Source organism: Stenotrophomonas sp. TWI1149 (assembly GCF_039673155.1).
Classification (GTDB): Bacteria; Pseudomonadota; Gammaproteobacteria; order Xanthomonadales; family Xanthomonadaceae; genus Stenotrophomonas; species Stenotrophomonas maltophilia_AA.
Window position 1 is genome coordinate 256,788 of record NZ_JBDJLB010000003.1, and the last position, 20,314, is coordinate 277,101.

Here is a 20,314-nt window from a genome sequence, read left to right on the forward strand (position 1 = left end):
GGACACTGCACCACGCATGCGTCGATTCGCCCAAGCCATCGCGGATACCGCCTCCCTGCCCGACGGGCTTCCCGCCGCATTGGCACGCGCGCTGGCGACCGCGCCGGACCACTACAACATCGGCAAGGGCGGCATCGCGACCGTGCTCGCGCGTGACCACGATTGTTCGATCGCGGTGGCCGACATGGTGTGGGGCCTGGTGCCGCGCTGGTCCAAGGAACCGGCCACGCCCTACACGACCGTCACCGCCCGCCTGGATCGCGCATCGCGCAGCCGCATCTACGCGCAGGCGTGGGCGCAGCGCCCGTGCGTGCTGCCCCTGAGCGGGTATTACAAATGGGACCGGCAGCGCCGACCGCCGTGGCCGCTGTTCGTGCAGCGCAGCGATGGCCTGGCCCTGCTGGCGGCAGGTCTCTGGGAGCACTGGGAAGGCGACGACGGCCAGCAGCTGGACAGCTTCACCGTGTTGACCGGTCCCAACACCGCGATCCCGGCGCCATTGACCCCGGATGGACCGATCTTCCTCGATGCGGATACGGCGCTTGACTGGCTCAGCGGTGCTTTCAAAATGCCCGCGGCGTTGAGTGCCCGAGCGTCCAGGCCGGCCTTGGAGGCGTATCCCGTGAGCCGTGCCTTCCGCGATCCCGCGCGTGGCGATTACACGCTGCTGGAACCTGTCGATCCGGATGCCGCAGCAGGAACCGCCGAGCCACAGGAATGGGAAGACGATGGAGGGGACGAGCGCGATGCGGATGAATGACGTGCAGCGCGCGTGAGCGTCAACCTTTCCGGCGCTTGAACGGATTCCGCACCCGCGGCGTATTTCACCTTCGCGCCACCGCCTTCCCGTCAGGGTGGAGATGCCCAGCAACACGGGCCCTCTCTAATCAATCGTGGAGTCAACCATGGACAAGAATCGCACTGAAGGCGCCAAGAACCAGGTCAAGGGCACCGTAAAGGAAGTCGTGGGCAAGGTCACCGGCGACAAGACGAAGGAAGTGGAAGGCAAGATCCAGAAGGGTGTTGGCGAAGTCCAAAGCGACGTGGGCAAGGCGCGGGATGACGCTCGCCGCTGAGTCTTGACCCCACCGCTCTCTGGCCCGACCCGGGCAGAGAGCAGTGGGAGGCTAGCCGTGTACATCGCCGGCGTACGCCACCCAACCTCGGAATGACAGCGCGGCATAGAACAGACCCGGCCGCTCGAATCCCGCCTCCTCCAGCATCGCGACCTCCTGCTCCGGCGACAACGTGGGCAGCCGGTTGGCGATGCTGTCGGCACGTGCAGCTGCCGTCTCTCCCACCAGACCGCGCGCCGCTACGAACGCGGCCCAGCGCTGGAACCACCTGTGTTTCTCCAACGGCTCGCTCGGCACGCTGTGGTGCGCGATGATCAACGGTGCACTTGGCTTGAGTCGACGCCGCAGTGCGCACAGCGTCTTCAGACGCTCTTCCGCTGACAGGAAATGCAGCGTCAGCAAGCAGGTGGCGCCGTCGAACGCGGTATCCGGCGCGCTCTCGATATAGCCTTCGATGAGGTCCATGCGGGCAGACAGCTCAACGCCCACGACACGCTTCGCCAGCCCTAGCATCTCGGCGGAGGGATCCACGCCGGTGAAGCGCCAGGCAGGACTCGCTTCTGCGAATGCCTTCAGCTCCATGCCACCGCCCGCCCCCAGGACCAATACGCGACCCTGCGGTGGCACGTGTTCGGCCAACAGGAGGTGGGTCATCTGGTGCAGCGCGTGGACGCCGGGTACCTGGCGGACGAGGTTGTCGGCGTACCGGGCGACGGCATCGGGATCAGAGAAGGACATCCGGACCACCTTGGTTGCAGCGGACCTTAATGTAACACTATTGGTTACATTAAGACTGCGTCACTCCAGCAGCCCCATCAGCGAGTGGTGCACCGCCACACCCGCCAGCGCGCCCTCGCCCACTGCCAACGCGATGCTGCCCGCCATCCGGGCCGCATCGCCGCAGGCAAACACGCCCGGCACCGTGGTCTGTTTGGCCGAATCGGTGGTGATGCAGCCGCCATCCTTCAATTCGCAGCCCAGCTGCCCGGCGAGATCCGTGGACAGCCGCGAATGCGGCGAGATGAAGAGCGCATCCACCTCCACCCGCCGCCCATCGGCGAGCACCACCGTGGCGGTGTCTTCCACGCGCGTCACCCGCGCCGATTCGATCACGACGCCGCACTCCTCCAGCCGTGCATGCTGCTCCGCATCGATCCTGGCGGATGCCTCGCTGCAGAACAGCGTGATCCGACCCCAGTCGCAGAGCAACAGGGCCTGGGCCGCGCCGCCATCCTTCGCGCAGCCAATCACACCGATGCGCCCTTCGAACACCTCGTAGCCGTGGCAGTACGGGCAATGAAAAACGCTCCGGCCCCAGCGTTCGCCGATGCCGTCGATGTCGGGCAGGTCGTCGGTCACCCCGTGGGCCAGGATCACGCGATCCGCCACGAAGGTCTGGCCCTCTTCGACCCTGACCTGGAAGCTCCCGCCGTCATCGATCGCCTGTGCCGACACCGCTGTATCGGTGAGCCACGTCAGGGTGGGATAGCGCAGCAGTTCGTCGCGGGCCTGGGAGGCAATGTCCGCCGGCGGCAGGCCTTCCCTGCCGAGGAACCCATGGGCGACGCGCGCATTCCGGTTGCGCGGTTTTCCCCCGTTGATGATCAACACCTTGCGCCGGGCGCGGACCAGCTGCAGCGCTGCGGACATGCCGGCGTAGCTGCCGCCGATGATGATCACGTCGTACTTTGCGTTCTCGGGCGCGGGAGTGGACATAGCGCTTCCAGGGCTGGGTTGAGGGCATCATGCGCCCGCCCACCGGCTGCATCCTGTGAGGCAGGCAGGAGCGGTCGCCGCCGATGCCCAACAACGTTGCGGTCGCACACTTCGCCAGCGCGATTCAGCAGGCACTGAATTGCCCTGTGCTATCTATTCGACCATGCGGCGCATGACGTGCTGCACGACGCGTTTCCGGGCGCGCGACGGCCACGCTCCGTGGCCACGCCGGATCTTCGACAGGCTATCTGGGTAAGGCCCGCATGACATCGACCTTTTCCACCACACCCCTCCGCCGGCCGGGCGTGACCCGCGGCATCTCACTGGCGCTGCTCCCCCTAAGGCGCTACAGCACGTTCTCCGGGCGCGCCAGCCGCAGGGAGTTCTGGGCGTTCTCGCTGCTTGCCTTCGGCGCGCTTGGCGGTTGCTACGCCCTGATGATGTGGCCGTACAGTGCCGGATGCGTCATCACGGGCATGGTGCTGGCGGCCCTGCTGGCCCCTGTGCTCGTGATCCCCCTGATCGCCGTCACGATCCGGCGGCTTCACGATATCGACGAATCCGGTTGGCTGGCGCTTCTCATCCTCGTGCCCTTGGGCGTGTTCGTGTTCTTCCCGCTGATGCTGCTTCCCCCTACGCCGGGATCAAATCGCTTCGGCGCGCGTGAACCAGGCGGCGGTACGAAGGCTTGAATTCCGTGGCAGGTAGCGGCTACGTTTCCTGTACGCCCTTCATGGAAGAACTGCGATGCGTTCAAGGTCGATACGCTCTTACCCTGCGACCCGCGCGGCGACGCTCACCTTCGCCCTCCTTGCAGCGTCCACCGTCGCAGCTGAGCCGCCCAGCTTCTTCACGGCGCTGGACCAGTATGGAAGCAACGACTATGCCGCGTGCAGCAGCACCTTGAGTGACCTGCACCGGCAAGGTATCCCGTTCCCCGAGGGTGGCGAACTGTTGCTGGTCGAGTGCACGGCGGCTGCGGGTGATCATGCAGCGGCTTTCGCGTACATCGATGCGCTGCTCGCCAGCGGTCGCCTGCCGCTGGACGATCTGCGTACGAAAGAACGCCCCGGCCTGGATGCGCTGCGTGGCGATCCCGCGTGGCCGGCGGTGCTGAAGCGGGTGATGGCCGAAGAGAAGAAACACGCTGCGTTGCGCGATGCGCCTCTGCGGCAGGCGTTGCTCGCACGCGAGGCGAAGGATCAGGCGGCGCAACATGCCGCCATCGCGGCAGGCGGCGGCGATGCATGGCGGCAAACCACTCCGGTGAGCGAAGCCAATGCAACTTGGCTGAAAGCCGTGATCGCCGAGAAGGGCTGGCCCGGCATGGCGCGCGTCGGCCGCGATGGCGCCAAGGCGGCGTGGCTGATCGTGCAGCATGCCGACCATGACCCCGCGTTCCAGGCGCAGGCGTTGGCATTGATGCAGAAGGCCAGCGAGGCGGGTGATGCCGACCCTGCGGACATGGCACTGCTGACCGATCGGGTGTTGCTGGCGCAGGGGAAGCCGCAGCGCTACGGGACGCAGTTCGCGGACGCCGGGCACGGGGTCATGGAGCTTCGGCCTACCGAGGATCTGACAACCTTGGATGCACGGCGGAGGGCGGTTGGGTTGCAGCCGTTGGACGCGTACAAGGCGATGCTGGCGGAGATGTACGGAAAGCAGGTCAAGTAGGCTGCCGTAGGATCAGCGGTGGTGCCGAGCAACCGTCACTCACTCGCCCCACATGTTAATATTTCTCATTCGCACCTGACACCCCCCGTGCCCGATGACCTGCCCATCGCTTCGTCTCTCTGCCCTGGGCCTGGCCCTGACCCTGGCCTGCGCGTCGGCCCATGCGGCTCCACCCTCCTCGCCCTCCTCGCCCGATGTGCGCCAGCTGGACGCCGTGCAGGTGCTCGGGCGCGCCCAGACGCTTTACCGGGTGGACGACGCCACGGTGGGCACGCGTACGGACACGCCGTTGGCGCTGGTGCCGCAGTCCATCCAGGTGGTGCCGCGTGAGCTGATTGAAGACCAGGCGGCCCGCCAGATCACTGACCTGTACCGCAGCATCAGCGGCATCAGTTTTTTCAGCTATGCCGGCGTGACCCTGCGCGGCTTCCGGCAGGAAAACGTCCTGTATGACGGCCTGCGCGGCGACCCCTATGCCGGCTTCTCGGTGCCGCAGCTGTTCAACATCGAGCGCGTGGAAGTCCTGAAGGGGCCGGCCGGTGCCCTGTATGGCGGCGGCGATGCAGGAGGCGTCATCAACTACGTGACGCGCAAGCCCAAAGCCACCCCCGAGCGCCGCATCGAACTGCAGGCCGGCAACAGCGATTTCCGGGCTGCGTCGATCGAGGCCACCGGGCCGATGAACACCGCTGGCAGCGTGCGCTACCGCGCCGGGCTGTACGGCGACACCGAACAGGGCGTGCGCTGGAACGCGGACAGCGAAAGCGTGATCGGTGATGCGTCGGTCGCCTTCGACGTGGGCGATACCGGCGAGTTGACCCTGCAGTTCACCGACATCACCCAGAACCTGGGCGGCAACCGCCTGCGTGGCGTGCCGGTGGACGACAACGGCAGTTTTCTGACCGACCGTCGCTGGAACCACAACGAAGCCACCGACTTTCTCGACATGCGGGCCAAGGTCGCGTTGGCGCAGTATCGCTTCTCGCCCAGCAGCAACCTCGATGTGGATGTGGGTGCACGCTGGTTCGAGAACAACGAACACCAGATCTACCACGAGCCGATGGGCCTGATCGACCGCAACCGCGACGGCGTGCCCGAATGGATGACACGCCAGCTGCGCAACCAGATCCGCGACAACGATGCATTCACCGCCAATGGCAACGCGGTGTGGCGCGTCAGCACCGGCAACATCGAGCACAAGGTGCTGTTCGGCGCCGATGTGTACCAGCAGGATGCCGACTTCACCGCGCAGACGGCCAACAGCGCGGACCTGGCGCGGGGTGCCGGCCCGGTGCCAGGCATCGACCTGTTCAACCCGGCATATGGCGCAAGTTCGTGGCGCGACTACAACCTGGCCACCCTGCCCTGGCGCAGCACGAGCACGCGTAGCAAGCGCTATGGCGGCTACCTGCAGGACGAACTGACGCTGACCCCGCGCTGGCATGTGCTGGCCGGACTGCGCTGGGATGGGTTCAACGACGATGACCGCATTGCCGGCACCCGCGTGGACGGCAACGACATCAGCTGGCGGCTGGGCAGCACGTATACCGTGCTGGAAGACGTCAATGTCTACGCCAACATCGCCAGCGGCTTCATGCCCCAGAGCGCGGCCAACCAGAGCGCAGAGTCGGGCGGCCCGTTCGATGCGGAGCGCAGCAGACAATGGGAAGTCGGTTTGAAATCCCTGCTGGCCGAGCGTGTGACCCTGAACCTGGCCGCGTACCGGATCGACCGCAGCAATATCGTGCAGGCCACCGGCGAGATCGTGGACGGCGTCAACCAACTGGCCGCCCTGGGCCTGGTGCGCAGTACCGGCATGGAGCTGGATCTGCTGGCCGATGTCACCGAACGCTGGGTGCTCAACCTGACCTACGCCTACAACGATGCGCGGGTGAAGGATGCCGGCAGCAACGGCATCACCAATGCCTCCGGTGACCGCTTCGCCAATGCGCCGCAGAACAAGCTCGGCCTGTGGACGCGCTACGACCTGCCGGCGATCCATTCCGCCATCGGCTTCGGCGCCGATTACGTGGATGAGCGCGTCAGCCTGGATGGCCAACGGGTAAAGCCGTACACCGTGTTCGACATGAGCTGGAAGACGCAGTGGCAGCAGTGGCAGTTCCAGGCCAACGTCAAGAACCTGTTCGACAAGGTCTATGCCGCCAGTGGCTTCACCGAGCGCACCGGCCACTTCCCGGGTGAGCCACGCCGCGTCTACGTGCAAGCTGCGTACTCCTTCTGAGCCTGCCCATGCGCCCGCCTGCGCCAACGCCCCCCAACCATCCTGCGCGCAGTGGAAGCGGACGGCGGCTGTGGTTCGACCTGCACAGCTGGCTCGGCCTGAAACTCTGCCTGTTCATGGGCTTTGTCTGCCTCACCGGCACGCTGGCGGTATTCTCGCAGGAGATCGACTGGCTGCTGCATTCCCCCATCCGCGTCGCCGATGGTGGTGAACAAGCCGGCTGGGGGGCGGTCATCCAGGCCGCGCAGACGGCGCATCCGGACTGGGAGCTGGAAGGCATCTCCGCCGGCCACACGCGCCTGTTCGCGGCGCGTGCGCAGATGCGCCGACCCGATGGCAAGCGACGCTTTGTCTGGATCAATCCTTACACCGCGCAGGTGACCGGCGACACGGGCTGGTTCAATACGCAACGGCTGCTGCGCAACACCCATCGCCACCTGATGCTGCCGGTGGCCTGGGGCGTGCCACTGGTGGCGGCGCTGTCCATCCCGTTGCTGTTGTCGCTGTTGAGCAGCCTGTACATCTACAAGAAGTGGTGGCGCGGTTTCTTCAAACGGCCTGACGCCTCGCGACCGCGCCGCCTGTGGGGGGATGTGCATCGGTTGGCCGGGGTGTGGTCACTCTGGTTTCTGCTGCTGATCGGGTTGACCGGGGCGTGGTATCTGATCGAATCCCTCGGCGGCGATGCACCGGCCGCACCGACCATGCAATTGGCCAAGGGCGATGACCGCGTTGCCGCCGTAGACCCGGTCGCCGTCGACGCTGCCGTTCGGACCGTCCGCCAGCAATGGCCCAGCCTTCGGATCCTTGGCGCCATCCCCGCACGCGATGGCGGCAGCATCCTGTTCATGGGCGAGGCCGACGCCTGGCTGGTGCGGGAGCGGGCGAACAACATTGCCGTGGACCTGCGCACCGGGCACGTGATCGGCCTGCATGACGGCCGTACGCTGGGGGTCCATCAGCGCATCGCCGAAATGGCCGATCCCCTGCACTTCGGCAGCTTCGGTGGGTGGCCCATCCGGCTGCTGTGGTTGCTGGCCGGCACGCTGGTGACAGGGCTGTGCTTCACCGGCGTGTATCTCTACGGACTTCGCACAGTGGATTCGCTGCGATCAGCAGCTAAAAGGCGGCAGACATGAGTCAGGACAAACTGCCCGGCCCCTGGCGCGCAGCGTGGTACGGCATGGGTCGCTGGCGCTGGCTGTGGCTGGCACTGCTGCTGGTGTGGGCGTCGCTGGTGCCGCTGGAGGCAATGAAGTAGACGCGCTCCCCCGTTGAACAATGGCATGCTGGATGTTCGCCCAGGAGAGCAACGATGCGGATGACGGGAAACCTTCTAGCAGCAGGCGCTGTCACGCTGAAGGTCGGCGTGGTGTTCTGGGTACTGGTGGCCTGGCGGACACCGGACGGTGAGCCTTGGGACGCGCCTGCGTTCTGGACCGTCGTCTATCCCATCGCATTGGGCATCGCAGCAGTTCTGGGCGCCTGTTTTCCCCGGCGGGCGTGGCTATGGGGACTGATGCTCATGATGCTGCAGGTGCCGGTGGTGGCCGTGATGTCGGGCGTTGGCCCGTTGTTGCTGGCCGGACTGGTGTATGCACTGGTACTGGCGGCGCCTGCGACGGCCATCGCGACGGCAGCCGGTGCGCTGCGCCGCCGCCTGCATGGGAGGGTCTGAGAAGCTCAGCGCTTCGCCGGCTGCCACCCTGCCCGCAGTGCATCCGAAGGGCTGCAGAACATGCGCTCGCCGCGGCTCAAGTCGATGCGCGTGTGCGCGTAGTCCCGCTGGCCGGGCACGTGGTAGATCTTCTTGCCCTGCCGGGAGATGTTGCCCTTGATGCGGCATCCGCCCGGCGCCGGCTGCGCGGCCACCGGGGCTTGTCGTGCCGTCTGCTCATGCTTGCTGCGACGGTAGTCAGCTGGCATCTGAAACGGCCCCTGCCAGAGGTTCCGCTGGTGCCGGCGCGCGTCGGCTTCGTCTGCGATGAATGCCGTGGCGTACTGGCGGTACGCGACCGCCCAACCGGAGCGCACCATCCACCGATTGACCGACGTCCCTTGAACAAAGCACTCCGCCACCACCCGGCCGTAGCGGTCGGTGTCCTTGGGCTGGCAACGAACGGTTTTTTCCAGCAGATAGCCGTCCAGCGCGGCGGCTGACCGACGCCCACAGGGCCAACTGCGCCCATCTTGGGCGGTGCATTGCTGCGCGCTTTCCGGAGCGTCGATGCCCCACAGGCGGATGCGCTGCTTCGCCACGGTGAGAGTGTCCCCGTCCGTGACCGTCGCGCGGCCGACCAGCTCTGCTGCCACACCAGGAACCGACGCAAAAACCAAAAGCAACACCACCAGACCTTTCACCACCATCAACAACAACGTCCTTCAAGTGCACGCCCGGGAGCGAGCGCCAGTTAAAACAGGGCCGAGCACTTTAGCGGAAGCGGAGACAGGACGCCGACTACATCGACAGACGTTCACTCCCGATGTGCATTCCTGGTGCGGCCGACTAGATATGCAACGCCGGACCTGCCGAGAACGTCGGCGGGCTCACCCTGACCCGGAACGCGATGAGCAGGCTGGCGAGGAGCATCACCGCCGCTGCCACGGTGAGAACGGCAACGATGCCCCCCAGCCCGAACACCAGACCGCCCAAGGCGGCGCCCGCCGCGATGGAGGACTGCACGGCAGCGACCACCATCCCGCCGGCACTCTCGGCCTGGTCAGGCACCGCACGCGCGACCCAGCTCGACCAGGCAACCGGCACGCCACCGAATGCCAGACCCCACAGCGCGACCAGGATCGACAGCCCGCCAACGCCCACCGGCAACAGGACCATGCCGAGCGCCGCTGCACCCACCAGGGCAGGCATGATCACCAACGTGACTTTCAGACTGCGCTCCATAAGCCAGCCGGCCAGGAGTGTGCCGACAAAGTTCGCCACGCCAAATCCGAGCAGAATCAGCGCCAGGCCATCAGCGCTCATCTGCCCCAGACTCTCCAGCGTGGGGCGGATGTAAGTGAAGAGCGAGTACTGACCGGTGTGCGCCAGAACGCAGCCCAGCATTCCGACCGCAACGCCTGGCCGTCGCAGGAGCCCCACCACCGACTCCGGGAGTGCCGCCCTGCGCGGGGCCATTCGGGGCAGCGTGAACCACTGGAACGCGAACGTGAGTCCACCCACCGCCGTCGCCGCCCAGAAGGCGCTGCGCCAGCCCAGCAGCCCGCCGAGGTAGCTCCCCAACGGAACCGACACCACCGTGCCGACTGCAATCCCGCTGAAGATGATGGAAAGCGCGCGAGGCACGCGGTGGGGCCGCACCAACCGCATGGCCACGGCCGCCGCCATGCTCCAGAAACCGCCCAGCGCGATGCCCAGCAGGACGCGCATTACCAGCAGGACGCCCATGCTGGACGACAACGCTACCAAGGCGTTGGAGAGGATCATCAGACCCGTGAAACCCAACAGCACCAGGCGCCTGTCCATCGAACGGGTCAGCCGGGGCACAAGCAGGCCGGCGAACAGGGCCACAACAGCAGTGACCGTGACTGCTTGACCGGCCAGCGCCTCCGATACTCCAAGGTCCGCCGCCATCGGCGTCAACAGGCTGGCAGGCAGGTATTCCGCCGTGAGCAGCCCAAAGACACCCATGGCCAGCGAAAACACGGCCACCCATGCCGATGAAGACGGCTCCCCCCTACCCCTGTCCACAGAATCAGACGCGTTCGCGGCATCCACTACGTTATTGCTCATCACAGATCCCAGTGCATTCGTGCAGCCGAGAGTCTAGGGAGCCAGGTCAGGATGATCTATGATTGTCCAACCTGTATTTTTGATCGAAACCCCGGGCCGCCTCAGTGAGCCACGCTCCACACCCGTCCCAGTCCTCCGACCTGATCAGCGAGCTGTTGACCGGGATGCGGCTGCATGGCGTTCAATACCGACGCATCCAGACCGGGCCGACCTTTGGGCTTGGATTTCCGCCGAAGCCAGGGCATGCCTACTTCCATTATCTGGCAGTGGGCAATGCGATTCTTCGTGGCGCGGACGGCAGCCAACACCTTCTCTCCGCCGGTGATGTCGTGCTGCTTCCCCGCGGAGACGGCCACGCGTTGCTGTCGGGCGAGGACCATCCCGTCCAGTGTCTGGAAACGATAGACGCCGCCCCACTGGGCGACGCGGTGAGCGGGATAGACACATGCCCCAGCACACATGCCGTGCCAAGCGCTGTGCTTTTCCACGGACGCATGGTATTCGATCTGGGTGGCATGCAGGGGTTGAGCAAGGTGATGCCGGCGGTGATGTTGGCCGATGGAAACGCCACTCCGTTCACCGGGCTGTTGCCGATGGTCGACGCGATGAAGCGCGAGGTGTGCTCCGGACGCATTGGCTATGCAGGCATACTCGCCCGGCTGGCGGATGCAGTCGCCGCGATGATCGTTCGTGACTGGGTCGAGCGCGGTTGCGACGGCGCATCAGGCCTGGTCGTTGCGATGCGCGACCCTCGTCTATCGCTGTCGTTGCTTGCCCTGCACAGAGACCCTGGGCGTGACTGGACCGTCGAAGCACTGGCTGCGGAATCCAACATCTCACGGTCTGTCTTTGCAGACCGGTTCCAGACCGTGATTGGAACCGCGCCGCTGCGCTACGTGACCGAGCTGCGCATGCAATTGGCCAGTCAATGGCTGAGCCACCAAGGCCTCTCCATCGAGGTGGTGGCAGAGCGTCTTGGCTACGCGTCGCAGGCTGCTTTCAGTCGGGCGTATAAGCGCGTCATGGGGCACTCTCCTGGCGCGACTCGGCGGGGGCGCGGCTTGGTCTCTCCGTAGGAACGCCGCCAGCCCAGCCTTCGAACAATCGCCTTGCTCTTCGCGGCTCATCGCCGCTGCGCCGTCGGTGCTTGGCCCGACCTGAGCGTGGGCATCCGCAGACCGAGGTCGGGCGCTGCTGCAGCTGATCCTGCTTCAGGCACACAGACGTCAGTCGGGCACCATGGTTTCGCCTGAGGCGGTGCTACGAGATGCAGACAGCTGAAGCTGCTCATTGTGAGGGCCCAAGCCGCGCCGTAGTCAAAGGGGACGTCGCGACTGCGATCGTCATTGGCGGAGAGAGTGGGATTCGGAGTAATGCCCCCTGAGCCACTGCTATGCACGAAAAACACAAACCGCTTTGCGTCCTGGCGTGTGTCTGGTTAGTTTGGAGTCGCATAAGATCAGCGGTTAGCGTGAAGACCTCAGCAGATCAGGGCGCCACCAAAAGATCTCCCTTTGACGCCAATCGCCCTGCCCCCACCAAGGCCTCACAGCGATCAAGAATGACCCGGCGAAGTTGTGGGCTCGTACTCTTGTATCCGAGCTGCCGCGAGACCATCGTCACCAACTCCTCAGCCTTCGCGCCCAGGTTGTCCTGCACGACCTTGATCAGAGCCGAATCGATTTCGGATGGAGGCAAGAACTCTGGGCGGCGCAGTGTCAATGACTCGACCATCGAGCGGTCCCGCACGCGCACCTCTTTCCCCGGACTGACCAAATATTCCTTTTCGACGATCTGCACCCCACCAACTGACACTGCCGCCGCAATCGCCTCTTCAACCGCTTGTTGGATGCGCGAGCCAGCACGCTGCAAACCCCAAAGCGTCCGAGCGCGCGTAACGACCTCGCTGCGATGAATGGGGCTTTCCACCTCGACGATCTGGCGCACGATGGCCGCGAGTTGCCCCGTTGGAATAAGATGCAATTCGAACTGATTGCTTGGCACGGCAAAGGACGCTTCGATGTAAGACTCAGTCTCGGGCAGACTTTGCGTCTCGATGAGCCCCATCTCAGCCACTTCACCGCGATCAACAGTCAGAATCTCAACGGGCACCGCGCGATGCGAAGACTTGAGACTGGACTCTAAGGTGCCTGGCTCGGACTTCGCGCGTTCAATGGCCGCAACAAGCTTCTCAAGCTCCGCCTCAGGGCGGTGGAACCAATCTGAACTCCAAACACGGTAGACCTGCCACCCCTTGTCACGCAGCACACTCTCGCGCAGGCGATCCCGATCACGCGCACTTCTTGCGTCTCGATAAGACTGCCCGTCGCACTCGATCCCCAAGATGTAGCGCCCAGGCTCGTCTGGACTGGCCACGGCAATGTCAACGAAAAAGCCGGCCAAGCCCACATCGGTGTGAAGATCATAGCCCCGCGCGCGAAGAGCTTGGGCGACCTCTTGCTCGAACACGCTTTGCTTGACGTCGCGCTTCTCCGTGGTGAGCGTCAGCCGACCAGTCCTGGCGTAGTTCAAAAAGAGTTTTAAGGCAAAGGTTCCCTTGCCCTTGGCTCGATCAGTGTCGATGTCCTCATCGGTGATCGAGGTAAATATTTCGCAGCGCGACTTGGCGCGGCTGATGAGCACATTCAAGCGGCGCTCGCCGCCGTCGCTGCTAACGGGACCGAAATTCATCGTCATGTGGCGCTGTGCATCACGGCCATAGCCCACCGAGATGAAGATGACATCGCGCTCGTCGCCCTGGATGTTTTCGAGGCTCTTGACGAAGAACGGTTCCGCTGGATGATCGGCGAAGAACCCTTCTGTTTCTGGATGCTGCCGGCGCAGCAGTTCCAGCTCGTCGAGAATGGCGCGGCGCTGTGCTGTGGAGAAGGTCGCAACACCCAGTGTGAGTTGAGGGGTGTTCTGCGCATGCGCCAGCACAGCCAGCGCCACAGCCTTGGCCTCTTTGGGATTGGTGCGTGTGTTGCCCCGGTCGTAGATCGCTTCGGGCAAATGATGCAACCGCAAGCCCACACCAGCTTCGCTGGTATAGGGACTGGGGACGATGAATAGCTTGCCTTCATAGAACTGCTGATTTGAAACAGCGATCAGGGACTGATGGCGGCTCCGGTAGTGCCAACGAAGCATGCGCTCGGGCAAGCCTCGCGCACGGCAAAGTCCCAAGATGCTTTCAACATCTGACGCCTGCGCGCCACTCTCATCGTCTTCTCTATCACCCCCATCGCCAAGCGCCTTGGAGAAGAAGCGCGTTGGCGGCAACTGTCGCTCGTCACCCACGATCACCAACTGCTTACAACGCGCAATCGCACCCAGCGCATCGATGGGCTGGACCTGGCTCGCTTCGTCAATGACCAGCATGTCGAAGTCCAGCGCCCCTGCCGGCAGGAACTGCGCCACGGACAAAGGACTCATCATGAAGACGGGCTTAAGCGCTTGGATCGCGGGGGCACATCGTTGCATGAGTTGCCGGATCGGCAGATGACCCTTTTTCCTGGCCATCTCGCCAATGAGAATAGCTGTCGGACCGGTCGCTCCGCCTTGACGCGGGATCTTGCTGTGGTGTGCCTTCACCACTTCATAGCGGGCCAGTCGCATGCGCTCCTCGTCAAGGCTTGCGAAGCTCGCAACCACTTGCGATTGACGCAGCCCGTCGAAGCCCGCCAGTGCTCGATCACGCTGCACCAGCGCTTGGAGCACGGCCTCATAGTAGGAAAGATCAAACACGCCCAAGGCGTCGGAAACCGCAAGTTCACCTTTGGCAAGAGTGTTCACCAAGGCGCCAAGCCCCTTACGGTTGGCCTCCTTAGCAATGGCCAAATATGCAACCCAACTCCGAAGCCCTTCCGGGTCGGCTTGCCAGCTTGCAAGCTGTGCTTTAAGAGTCGCCAAAACTGCTTGGCTTGGATCACGCGTAATCTCAGAATTGCCTTCAAACTGCAAGCCAACCAGAAGGTCCATGACCTCCCCTGCCAGGAGCCCAGCAGCTGACGACGCGCGCTCGGCCTGGTCCAACAATAGTTGAGGCTCACTGATGCGTGCTGCCAATGGGCGAAGCTCTGAATTTTCCTCAATCCAAGACACGATTTGACGAAGCTCGCTTGGCTTACTTTCAAGCGACAGCCAGAACGGGCCGAACGCAGAGCCCCCATCCGCCACGGCCTCATAAGCAGCATGCGCTACTTGCGTCTGCTGGATCTCCTCAATCACGGCAAGCGCATGATCAACCGGCAGCTCTTCTGCCCCGAGCAAGAATGCTGCCTGCTCAGATGCCGCCAGCCACAGCGCGGATTTAGCCGTGAGATCAGAGAGCGCAACACGCTTTAAGACGGTCTCCTCGTCCCAAGGATTGCGCTCAGCTGAAAGCAGCGCTTCGTGCACGGGCGAAAGATTGCGACTGAGTTCCTCCAAAGATGGCTTAACACGCTTGGCGATCTCAGTTGCCAGCACCCGGTCACCGATGTCAGCCAAGCGCTCGCGCACGCCGCTTCCCAAGGGTCGAAGCGTGCGCATCCAGGCCACAACGCCTCTCAGGAACGAGGGGTTTGAGCGCTCGCGCTGCCAGTTCGAGCCAAACGCCTCTTGTCCTTGGGCATCGTGCTCCGCAACCTTGCGCTGTGCTGCCTTGCCATCTAGAAGCACATCGAGCGACCCCAGTATGTCCATAGCCGGGAGCTTAGGGTTAGAAAGCAACGTCCGGACTGTCTGGTTGGCACGACGCCAATCTCCACTCAGGAACCGGAAAAAGCTCGTGCCACGCATGGCCAGCTGCCCACGCGCCGTTTCAAGTTCAGCGCTGTCTTTGCTCCAAGCTGCATCCCGGAAGACCGGAGAGAGATTTGATTTCGCCTGCTGGACGGTTTCAACCGCGACCACTATCTCTTCGACTGCATCAACGCCCCGGTCCCAAATGTGAGCTACTAGGGCATCGCGGTCGAGTTCAGGGATGCTCGTCGCACGCTCAGCAATGGCAACCAGTCGAAGAGCGAGATCGAGCGTAAGTGGCGCCCTCTCAGCCAGAAGCTGCGTCAACCGAGTGAGGTCAGGCAGAAGCCGCACCAAGGCTCTGTGCGCAGCACCCAGAATTGCAAGCTCTTTCCCCAAAACGAAGCTGCTTGGCAAAGCGCTCAAAGCGGCCATGGTAGCGCCCCAGTCTTGCGCCAACGCCTCCACCCGGATCTTGGCCTCGACCGCCGTTCTGGCCTTCTGAGCCTTTTCCAGCGCATCGATGACTGTCGAAGCGCGACCAGGCTCATCCCAGACCTTGCTCTGAAGCGCATCGGAGCCAAGTTTTGGCGCTTCGAGCAGCGCCTTGCCGCGCTGAACGGCAAGGTTGGCTTCATCAAATCGAGCCGGAGGGGCAAGATCCAGCGCGCTGTGAAGCTCGGTGGTCGACGCCTCCCAGTCGTTCAATCGCTCGCTCAATCCAGCGACCGAAATGAGCAACCGGTCGCGTTCAGTCGGCAAGAGTCCGTCGTTCTGAACACCACTCCAAGCATGCTCATCTGGAACGCCAATCTCTTCAATTCGCTCTATGAGTTCGCGCAGAAGCGATTCCCGCTCATCTTTTTGATGGGACGCCCAAGAGGTCGGTGCTTCGAGAGGCAGGCTGTGGGTGGTGTAGCCCAAACGACGCAGGCGCACCATGTGCCCGAAGACTTGGTAGGGCGTCAATCCAGACGGCTGGTGACCTTCGTGGAGCCGCGCAACATGAGCGTTGAGCGTGTCACGTCGTTCGGTGAGCTGCTCGATGATGGGCGCCGTGCTGGTTCGCTTCGGATCACCGAGGCTCAGCGTCTGCCGAAGCTCTTCCAAAAGAGAACGCTTGTTGGCCTTGTTGCTGTGAAGCTCCAAACACGCCACGCCCACACCGACATGGTCCAAACGGCGCTTAACAACCTCAAGCGCGGCCATCTTTTCGGCCACGAAAAGCACGCGCTTTCCCTCAGCCACAGCGCCTGAGATTATGTTCGCGATGGTCTGAGACTTACCCGTTCCAGGCGGTCCCTGCACCAAGATGTTGTTGCCTTGGAGCACATCGTGCACCACCAATGCTTGCGACGAATCGCAGTCAACGACATGACGCATCTTTTCGGGCGGGATGATGAGATCCAGATTGCTTGCCTCATCCGTTAGGCTCGCACCTGGGAAGCCGTCCTGAACGACGCCGCGAAGTGTCGGGATGGCCTCCATCCCGCCAAGCCCCACCCATCCTTGGGGGTCTAGGTCTCGATACATCATGAACTTGGCGAAAGAAAAAAGCCCGAGGATGGCATCATCACGAAGCACTCCCCACGTGTCTTTCCCTTCTAGCATGGCTTCTACTGCTACCAGATAGGCATCGATGTCGAGCGTTTCGAACTCCTCAATGCCCGGCAAGCGAAGCCCAAACTCGCGCTGCAAAAAGAGCTGCAACGATAAGTTCGCTTGGATGTCGTCGCCGGTCCATTTCAGGTGGAACTTCTCGCCCGCCGTGCTGCGTTCCAATTGAACGGGGATCAGCACCAACGGTGCGAAGCGGTCAGTTTGCGGAGTGGAAGCAGCGCGCCAGCGCAAGTAGCCGACCGCCAAGTAAAGAACATTCACGCCCTGCTCTTCTTGGAGCGTGCGGGAATCGGAGTAGAGATCCAAAAGGCGCTTTTGGAGTCCTGTGGGGGTTAAACGGGTGGTCAGATGCGCGTCCCAGTGCGCCTTAACACGCCCGTTTTCATCGAGCTCGAAATCAGGCTGTGCGATCAGCTCAGGGTCTTCCGGAGCCTCATCCAGCAGAACGGCTTCATCATCGTCATCAAACTCAGGCAGTGAGTCACCTTGCTTCGCTTCACCTTTGCCCGCCACGAAGGTGAAGCGCTTACCGTCGACGACCAAGGTCTGATACATCGCCTTGGCCAGCTCATGGACAACTTCGATGGTCTTCGCGCGCCCGCCTCTGGGCGTGTGAAGGAGTCGATTGCGCGTCGACAGATCCAAAAGCTCCAAACGGGCCTTTTCGATCTTGTCTATGAGGCCACCAGCCCCCCGGAGCGAAGAGGAAACCTCTTCTGCCTGTGCCAGCGTCGTCTGATCCATTGACTTTCCCCTGTTACGGGGCTCGTCAGGGCGTCGAACGGCCCCTTCACTGCCCCAAAGCGTCTGCCTATAATGCTCTCAAAGTGACGCGTGTTCCAGCCGATTGAGGGGTGGTCTGTGGGCGAGTTGCGAAGCAGTGAGATCCACTGGGTGGTCCACCAATACGTTGGTGTGGAGGGTGGCTACTTGGGGGACTTCTCCTATCGCACCCATCGCGAATTCTATTCAGCTATCTGCGACTTGGACTTAGATCTCGATGCCTTCGGCGGTAAGACCACGCGCGAACGATTTCTGGCCATCCTGAGTGGCGTTGAAGGACACCAACAAGCGGCCATTCTTCGAGGCATTGCCAAAAAGTATCCGCAAGGTGGGGAGCACTTCCGGACGCCACAGGCGTATCAAAAGCTCTTAGAGCTGGCCAAGCGATGCGCAAATGGGCTCTCAGTGCAAGCGAGCAGCCCAGCCATCACTAGCGATGTATTGAGGCGCGCGCTTGCCGACGCCAATACGCTGATCCAAAGCGGGGGCCCAACCCACGCGGTTGATCGCGTCCATACAGCGCTTCATGCCTACCTGAAGGCTGTTTGTCATGCGCAAAGCCTTGAAACATCACCAGGCGCGACAATCACCAACTTATTCAAGCTTCTACGAACAGAGCACCCGAGCCTGCGCGACTTAGGAAGCCATTCGGACACAATGAACAATGTTCTGAGGTCATTGAGCAATGTCATGGACTGCCTCAATCCGGCTCGCAACCACGGCAGCTTGGCTCACGCCAATGACGCTTTGTTGGACAAAGATGAGGCCATGCTCGTTATCAACGCTGCCCGGACACTGTTTCAGTATCTAGACAGCAAGTTTTCCTGACGGTATAGCGCTATCGGGCTTCGCTGCATGCCATCCGCGCAAGGCATGTGAAGGCTCGGCAGGCTAGCCTCACTCAGAGGATTGACCAAGGACCGCTCGCATTCTCCTGCGCTGACGGCGGCGCCTTCAGCGGCATTGGCCCACGTCTGGTCCTTACGAAACAGACGCAGATCCTCATCGCTATCGATCTGCCAGCATTCGCTGATCGCTCCGTCCGAGGTCTGCGTTCGATTGAAGGGCAGCTCCTAAGCAATTTACCCTGGCTCAGGCGTTTAACCAGTACATCCATGTCCCTCTTGCTAGTCCTATCCACACGTCGATCCCTCAACACGTCGAAGGACTGAGCGTAGCCTGAGGCGAGTATCAGCACCCGCAGTCGCACGCTAATCAGTTCTTTCTGAAAGACGTGCTTGATGACCTGCAGTTCGACGGCAAGGCGTTGGCGGAAGGACCAGTGCCCTGACGCGGATCGGACGAAATGATGAGGGAAGCGCGTCGGGGAACGCGTCCCGATTTGTGCGCTGGTTTAGACCTGAAAAATCTTTAAGTAAACCTTTCTAAATCAAAAACTTACGCTTGAATGGCGGAGAGAGTGGGATTCGAACCCACGGAAGGAATGACCCTTCGCCGGTTTTCAAGACCGGTGCCTTAAACCGCTCGGCCATCTCTCCGTATCGGCAGCGCTTCCGCGCCCCGCGTACCCAGGTCATTGCAACCCAGGCAACCGGTCGGGGCAGCGCCCCGTCCGGCATGGCTCCCCGGCATTGGCCGGGGGTCGCATTCTCGCATTTCAGGTGGGATTTGCCCACCCGCCAGCGGTCGGGCTCAGCCCGCATCCACCGCCAAGGCACCCAAGGCACTGGCCTTGATCTTCTCCTTGGCCCGCTCGCACGCGCCACCGCAATCCAGGCGCGAGGCCTCCAGTTGCGGCGGCAGGTGCTCGGCCAGGAAGTCGATGAACACGCGCACCGCCGGCAGCAGGCCGCGGCGGGAGGCGAAGACGGCATGGCAGATGCCCTGCGGCAGCGACCAGTCCGGCAGCACCACTTCCAGTTCGCCGTTGCGCACCGCGTCGGCACAGACGGTTTCCGGCAGCATGGTGATGCCGAAGCCGTCCTTGACCATGCTCTGCAGCAGCGGGAAATCGAAACCGGCTACGCGCGGCTGCAGGTCCACGCGGCGTACCGCGCCTTCCGGGCCGTGAAGTTCCCAGCGCTGGCGGGCTTCGTCTTCGCTGATGCTCAGGGTGACGTGGTTGGTCAGCTCGTCCGGATCCTTCGGGCGGCCGGCGCGATCGAGGTATTTGGGGCTGGCCACCAGCAGTTCCTGCACCTGGCCGAAGCTGCGCATCACCAGGCTGCCATCGTCATCCAGACGCGAGCGCACGCGCAGGGCGACGTCGTAGCCTTCGTTGATGATGTCCACGCGGCGGTTGCTGATGTTCAGCTGCAGCCGCACCTTGGGATACTGCGCCAGGAAGATCGGCAGCAGCTTGGGCAGCTGCATCTGCGCGAGCGAGACCGGCACGCTGGCACGGACGAGGCCACGTGGCTCGGCGCTGAGGCGGTCGACCACCTCACGCGCGGCCTGGGCCTCGGCGAGCATGGTCTGCGCGTGGCGATGCACGCTGGTGCCGACGTCGGTCACCGCGAAGCGGCGCGTGGAGCGCTGCAGCAGGCGGACGCCCAGGTCGGTTTCCAGCTGGCTGATACGGCGGCTCAGGCGGGATTTTGGGATGCCGAGCGCGCGTTCTGCTGCGGCGAAGCCACCATGATCCACCACCATGGCGAAGTAGTAGAGGTCGTTGAGGTCTTGCATACCGAAGTTCCAGATATAGAACAATACGTGGTATTCAACCACCTTTATTCCAATCAAGCAACAACCTAGCCTGTTCTCCGTCGG

16 protein-coding genes and 1 tRNA gene are annotated in these 20,314 nt (G+C 63.1%); 10 read left to right on the forward strand and 7 right to left on the reverse strand.

The annotated features are described in order from the left end of the window. The first annotated feature begins 16 nt into the window (after positions 1–16). Positions 17–760, forward strand: a complete 744-nt coding sequence (locus tag ABE424_RS05135; protein ID WP_346491989.1) for an SOS response-associated peptidase family protein — start codon at positions 17–19, stop codon at positions 758–760. 145 nt (positions 761–905) lie between these two features. Then, a complete protein-coding gene (locus tag ABE424_RS05140) occupies positions 906–1,076 on the forward strand; it encodes a CsbD family protein (RefSeq protein ID WP_019184192.1) in 171 nt (56 codons plus the stop codon). A 51-nt stretch (positions 1,077–1,127) separates the two neighbouring features. Here the strand turns inward: ABE424_RS05140 and ABE424_RS05145 are convergent, their stop codons facing one another. After that, positions 1,128–1,814 (reverse strand): class I SAM-dependent methyltransferase, encoded by a 687-nt coding sequence (locus tag ABE424_RS05145; RefSeq protein WP_346491988.1) that lies wholly within the window; start codon positions 1,812–1,814, stop codon positions 1,128–1,130. 60 nt (positions 1,815–1,874) lie between these two features. After that, on the reverse strand, positions 1,875–2,792 hold the full coding sequence (locus ABE424_RS05150; RefSeq protein ID WP_346491987.1) for an NAD(P)/FAD-dependent oxidoreductase: 918 nt from the start codon (positions 2,790–2,792) through the stop codon (positions 1,875–1,877). 263 nt (positions 2,793–3,055) lie between these two features. On the opposite strand from ABE424_RS05150, the gene ABE424_RS05155 reads away from it, so the two are divergent. From ABE424_RS05155 to ABE424_RS05180, 6 genes are all read left to right on the forward strand, one after another. Next, complete coding sequence (locus ABE424_RS05155) at positions 3,056–3,484, forward strand: DUF805 domain-containing protein (RefSeq protein ID WP_346491986.1); 429 nt, start codon at positions 3,056–3,058, stop codon at positions 3,482–3,484. A 55-nt stretch (positions 3,485–3,539) separates the two neighbouring features. Then, entirely contained in the window at positions 3,540–4,466 is a 927-nt protein-coding gene (locus ABE424_RS05160) for a DUF6624 domain-containing protein (RefSeq protein ID WP_346491985.1), read from the forward strand. Between the two features lie 94 nt (positions 4,467–4,560). Beyond that, positions 4,561–6,708: a TonB-dependent siderophore receptor gene (locus ABE424_RS05165; protein ID WP_346491984.1), complete on the forward strand. Its 2,148-nt coding sequence runs from the start codon at positions 4,561–4,563 to the stop codon at positions 6,706–6,708. A gap of 8 nt (positions 6,709–6,716) precedes the next feature. Then, positions 6,717–7,847: a PepSY-associated TM helix domain-containing protein gene (locus ABE424_RS05170; protein WP_346491983.1), complete on the forward strand. Its 1,131-nt coding sequence runs from the start codon at positions 6,717–6,719 to the stop codon at positions 7,845–7,847. Further along, the gene (locus tag ABE424_RS05175; RefSeq protein ID WP_346491982.1) at positions 7,844–7,969 is read left to right on the forward strand and encodes a hypothetical protein; all 126 of its coding nucleotides are present in this window, start codon (positions 7,844–7,846) and stop codon (positions 7,967–7,969) included. Before ABE424_RS05170 ends, ABE424_RS05175 begins: the two co-directional genes overlap by 4 nt. 54 nt (positions 7,970–8,023) lie before the next feature. Beyond that, entirely contained in the window at positions 8,024–8,386 is a 363-nt protein-coding gene (locus tag ABE424_RS05180; RefSeq protein WP_346491981.1) for a hypothetical protein, read from the forward strand. Between the two features lie 5 nt (positions 8,387–8,391). On the opposite strand, the gene ABE424_RS05185 is transcribed toward ABE424_RS05180, so the two are convergent. After that, a complete protein-coding gene (locus ABE424_RS05185; protein WP_346492029.1) occupies positions 8,392–9,075 on the reverse strand; it encodes a thermonuclease family protein in 684 nt (227 codons plus the stop codon). 139 nt (positions 9,076–9,214) lie between these two features. Then, the gene (locus tag ABE424_RS05190; RefSeq protein WP_346491980.1) at positions 9,215–10,459 is read right to left on the reverse strand and encodes an MFS transporter; all 1,245 of its coding nucleotides are present in this window, start codon (positions 10,457–10,459) and stop codon (positions 9,215–9,217) included. 104 nt (positions 10,460–10,563) lie between these two features. Between ABE424_RS05190 and ABE424_RS05195 the strand changes: the two genes are divergently transcribed. Beyond that, a complete protein-coding gene (locus ABE424_RS05195; protein WP_346491979.1) occupies positions 10,564–11,535 on the forward strand; it encodes an AraC family transcriptional regulator in 972 nt (323 codons plus the stop codon). A gap of 412 nt (positions 11,536–11,947) precedes the next feature. On the opposite strand, the gene ABE424_RS05200 is transcribed toward ABE424_RS05195, so the two are convergent. Further along, entirely contained in the window at positions 11,948–17,545 is a 5,598-nt protein-coding gene (locus tag ABE424_RS05200; protein WP_346491978.1) for a DUF3320 domain-containing protein, read from the reverse strand. A 117-nt stretch (positions 17,546–17,662) separates the two neighbouring features. Between ABE424_RS05200 and ABE424_RS05205 the strand changes: the two genes are divergently transcribed. Then, positions 17,663–18,412: an abortive infection family protein gene (locus ABE424_RS05205; RefSeq protein ID WP_346492028.1), complete on the forward strand. Its 750-nt coding sequence runs from the start codon at positions 17,663–17,665 to the stop codon at positions 18,410–18,412. Positions 18,413–18,993: 581 nt separating this feature from the next. Here the strand turns inward: ABE424_RS05205 and ABE424_RS05210 are convergent. Together ABE424_RS05210 and ABE424_RS05215 are read right to left on the reverse strand one after the other, a co-directional pair. After that, positions 18,994–19,083, reverse strand: a tRNA-Ser gene (locus ABE424_RS05210). A gap of 154 nt (positions 19,084–19,237) precedes the next feature. Next, the gene (locus tag ABE424_RS05215) at positions 19,238–20,230 is read right to left on the reverse strand and encodes a LysR substrate-binding domain-containing protein (protein ID WP_019184298.1); all 993 of its coding nucleotides are present in this window, start codon (positions 20,228–20,230) and stop codon (positions 19,238–19,240) included. Positions 20,231–20,314 lie beyond the last annotated feature (84 nt).

Bases quoted from the DNA above. Each gene is read 5' to 3' on its own strand.
- ABE424_RS05135 (WP_346491989.1), top strand. From the start codon at position 17: ATGCGTCGATTCGCCCAAGCCATCGCGGATACCGCCTCCCTGCCCGAC.
- ABE424_RS05140 (WP_019184192.1), top strand. From the start codon at position 906: ATGGACAAGAATCGCACTGAAGGCGCCAAGAACCAGGTCAAGGGCACC.
- ABE424_RS05145 (WP_346491988.1), bottom strand. From the start codon at position 1,814: ATGTCCTTCTCTGATCCCGATGCCGTCGCCCGGTACGCCGACAACCTC.
- ABE424_RS05150 (WP_346491987.1), bottom strand. From the start codon at position 2,792: ATGTCCACTCCCGCGCCCGAGAACGCAAAGTACGACGTGATCATCATC.
- ABE424_RS05155 (WP_346491986.1), top strand. From the start codon at position 3,056: ATGACATCGACCTTTTCCACCACACCCCTCCGCCGGCCGGGCGTGACC.
- ABE424_RS05160 (WP_346491985.1), top strand. From the start codon at position 3,540: ATGCGTTCAAGGTCGATACGCTCTTACCCTGCGACCCGCGCGGCGACG.
- ABE424_RS05165 (WP_346491984.1), top strand. From the start codon at position 4,561: ATGACCTGCCCATCGCTTCGTCTCTCTGCCCTGGGCCTGGCCCTGACC.
- ABE424_RS05170 (WP_346491983.1), top strand. From the start codon at position 6,717: ATGCGCCCGCCTGCGCCAACGCCCCCCAACCATCCTGCGCGCAGTGGA.
- ABE424_RS05175 (WP_346491982.1), top strand. From the start codon at position 7,844: ATGAGTCAGGACAAACTGCCCGGCCCCTGGCGCGCAGCGTGGTACGGC.
- ABE424_RS05180 (WP_346491981.1), top strand. From the start codon at position 8,024: ATGCGGATGACGGGAAACCTTCTAGCAGCAGGCGCTGTCACGCTGAAG.
- ABE424_RS05185 (WP_346492029.1), bottom strand. From the start codon at position 9,075: ATGGTGGTGAAAGGTCTGGTGGTGTTGCTTTTGGTTTTTGCGTCGGTT.
- ABE424_RS05190 (WP_346491980.1), bottom strand. From the start codon at position 10,459: ATGAGCAATAACGTAGTGGATGCCGCGAACGCGTCTGATTCTGTGGAC.
- ABE424_RS05200 (WP_346491978.1), bottom strand. From the start codon at position 17,545: ATGGATCAGACGACGCTGGCACAGGCAGAAGAGGTTTCCTCTTCGCTC.
- ABE424_RS05215 (WP_019184298.1), bottom strand. From the start codon at position 20,230: ATGCAAGACCTCAACGACCTCTACTACTTCGCCATGGTGGTGGATCAT.